Annotated in this window: 2 protein-coding genes; one reads left to right on the plus strand and one right to left on the minus strand. The window is 56.2% G+C overall.

Features of this window, described 5'->3' with window-relative positions; all coding sequences use genetic code 11:
- Nucleotides 1–26 precede the first annotated feature (26 nt).
- Nucleotides 27–2078: a DNA topoisomerase I gene (gene topA / locus ACXJJW_RS04945; RefSeq protein WP_456474625.1), complete on the minus strand. Its 2052-nt coding sequence runs from the start codon at nucleotides 2076–2078 to the stop codon at nucleotides 27–29.
- Between the two features lie 81 nt (nucleotides 2079–2159).
- Between topA and ACXJJW_RS04950 the strand changes: the two genes are divergently transcribed.
- The gene (locus tag ACXJJW_RS04950) at nucleotides 2160–3311 is read left to right on the plus strand and encodes an LL-diaminopimelate aminotransferase (protein WP_456474626.1); all 1152 of its coding nucleotides are present in this window, start codon (nucleotides 2160–2162) and stop codon (nucleotides 3309–3311) included.
- The last annotated feature ends 74 nt before the right edge of the window (nucleotides 3312–3385 follow it).

Genomic DNA, 3385 nt, shown 5'->3' on the forward strand with positions numbered 1-3385 from the left:
GGCAGGCATCGCGCTGAGCAGCCTTTTCAACCCGCCTCCTTCTTCTTTCTGTACTTATCCTTGCTTTTGCAGTTCATGTCGATGCAGCTCAGCACACGGCGCCTTCCAAGGGGTATGCTCACCATGGGCAAACCACAGACATTGCAGAGCTTGTCTGTCGGGTAGACCCCGCGCTTCTGGGGCAGCGGAAAGGAGACATTGCAGCTGGGATAATTCTCACAGCCTATGAAGCGCTTTCCAGTCTTTCTTGAGCGGATAATGCGCAGCTCACCGCCGCAGCGCGGACACTTGCCTATAACCTCACTCTTTCTCTTTTCTGCTATTGCCTGGGCGAGCTTCTCTCCTATCTCGCGTTCGCGACGCTTGAACTCATTCATTATGCGCATCAGCTCGCGCTTCGCCTCTTCCAGTGTGCGCTCAGCATCGAGCTTTCCCTGCCGAATCTCCTCCAGCCTCTGCTCAAAGCGTCTTGTCAGCTCCTCCCTTATTATCTCAGGCACATACTCGGCCAGAGCCTCAATAACACTCATTCCTATCGGTGTGACCCTTATGGGCACGCCGGTGATATACTCCCGCTTGTAGAGGGTATCCACAACCTCGGCACGCGTGGCTTTTGTGCCCAGCCCGCGGCGCTCCAGCTCTGCCACAAGCGAGGCAGGGTTGTAGCGCTCAGGCGGCTTTGTTTCCTCCTCTTCAAGGCTGATGCTGAGCACCTTGAGCACATCACCGCGCTCAAGCCTGGGCAGGAGATGTTCCTCCAGCTTGGCGTAGGGATAGAAAACCCGCCACCCTGGCTCCAGCGTTCTCGCACGGGAGAAGATGAACTCCTCGCCACGGATGCTTGTCGTTATGTTCATCTTAGCTCGCTTCATTGCATCGCCGAAGGTGGCGAGGAAGCGGTGCACTATCAGCAAGTAGAGCTTCTCTTCCCGCTGGGAGAGTTTTTTGGGCTTTACACCGGTGGGATAAATCGCTGGATGAGCGGGGTCGTCCTTCTTGCCCTGCCTCGGATAGAGCTTCTCCCTGTCCAGTAGGATTTCTGTCAGGGAGGTAAACTTCTCATTCTTGGCAAGGGCTTCAATAATCCGCCTGTACCCGATGGTGGGCGGAAGCTTCTGCGACGAGGTTCGGGGGTATGAGATGTATCCGCTCTCATAGAGGCTCTGGGCTATGTCCTGCGTCGCCTTGGGGCTCAGTCTGAAGTAGCGGTACGCTTCGCTCTGGAGTGTGCCCAGATCGAAGGGCACAGGTGGCGGGACTGCGCTCTCCTTGAGCTCCACCCTTTCAACCCTGGCCTCCTTGGCATCCCGAAGCTTTGAGTAAAGCCGCTCTGCCTCGCCCTGGTCGAAGAGCTTTCCCTGTGCGTGAGTCGCCCTGACATTGCTCCTCCCAACTCGAAGCTTGGCGCTGAGCACCCAGAAGGGCTCTGGCACGAAGCCTGCAATCTCCTTCTCCCTCTCAACCAGTATCGCCAGTGCAGGCGTCTGAACCCTGCCGGCGGAGAAGGTGGTGAACTTTTTAGAAAAGGCCTTGACAGCACTTGAGAGCGCGCGGGAGGTATTTATTCCCCAGTACCAGTCCATTATGTGCCTCGCCTCGCCGGCCTTAACGAGGGGGAGGTCCACCTCGGCGAGGTTGTCATAGGCCCGCTTCAGGTCGGGCTTTGTTAAAGCTGAGAAACGCATCCTCTTGGCACGAGTGGCAGAGCATGCGAAGCGCAGCGCATTGTAGCCCAGAAGCTCACCCTCAATGTCGTAGTCAGTGGCTATTATAAACCTCTCTGCCCCGGAGGCGAGGTTTTTGAGCATTGAGATGTACTTCCGCGTGTAGCTCTTACTCCTGTCCACCTCGTAGAGGGGCGCCCACTCGATGTCAAACACCGGGTAGGAGTAGCTGTTCTTCTTCTCCTTCAGGGAGTAGAGATGCCCCGCGGCACTGGCGACATAGATGGTCTCGCCGTTGTTTGAGATTTCAAAGTAGCTCACCCCGCCAGCGCTTTTACGTTTGCACTTATCTGAAATTGCATAGGCTATCTTCTGACTCACTTTTGGTTTCTCGGTTATTATAAGTGTCTTCATAGCTCCTGCCTTCTATGATGGGGAAAATTTTTTAATCTTAGATTGCAATTCCTCACAAGTATCAAGATTATAGGTGTTACTATGGAGTATGCAGAGCGTATAAGGAGACTGCCTCCCTACCTGTTTGCGGAGCTTGACCGCAAGATAGCGGAGAAACGCAAGGAGGGCGTTGATGTGATAAGCTTTGGCGTGGGCGACCCTGATCTGCCGACGCCTGAGCACATAGTTGAGGCTGCCTGCGAGGCTGCAAAGAAGCCGGAGAACCACCGCTACCCGAGTTATGAGGGGATGCTCAGCTTTCGCGAGGCGGTGGCGGAGCGCTACCAGCGCGACTTCGGCGTTGAGCTTGACCCTGAGCGCGAGGTTATAGCGCTGATAGGCTCCAAGGAGGGTGTGCACAATATCCACTTCGCCTTTGTAAACCCGGGGGATGTGGTGCTCTATACGAATCCGGGCTACCCGGTGTACCGCACAGGCGTGATGTTCGCAGGGGGCGAGCCCTACGCCATGCCTCTGCGCAGGGAGAACAACTTTTTGCCAGACCTGGAGGAAATACCCCGCGATAAGGTTAAGAGGGCGAAGATGATGTGGATAAACTACCCCAACAACCCCACAGCGGCGGTGGCAGAGGCAGATTTTTACCGCGGGGTTATCGACTTCGCCCGGGATAATGATATTATAGTGTGCTCCGACGAGGCCTACTCTGCCATAGCCTTCGACAACTACAGGGTGCGCAGCTTCCTGGAGTTCGAAGGCTCGCGGGAGGTGGGCATCGCCATAGACTCGCTGTCCAAGATGTACAACATGACAGGCTGGCGCATCGCCTATGCCTGCGGGAACAGCGAGGTCATCGCCGGCCTGGGCAAGGTGAAGACCAATGTCGATTCGGGAGCATCGCAGATTATTCAGGAGGCGGCTATGGAGGCGCTTCGCGGCCCGCAGGAGTGCGTAAGCAGGAATGTGCACATCTACCAGGAGCGCCGCGATGTGCTCGTGGACGGGCTAAGGAAGCTGGGCTTCAACGTGGAGAAGCCCAGGGCAACCTTCTACGTCTGGATGCCGGTGCCTGAAGGCGATTCCATGAGCTTCGCCGAGAAGCTCCTTGAGGTGGGTGTCGTCGTGACACCGGGCGTGGGCTTTGGTGAATATGGCGAGGGCTTTGTGAGGTTCGCACTCACACAGCCTGTGGAGAGAATCCAGGAGGCACTGGAGCGCATAGAAGGATTATTCTAGTCTCCTGCGGAAGAGCATCGGAATAGTAAGGAGAAGAAGAATCGCAGCTGATCCGCATATGGGCTTCTCTGGCT

The sequence above is a fragment of the Candidatus Pyrohabitans sp. genome, assembly GCF_054014795.1.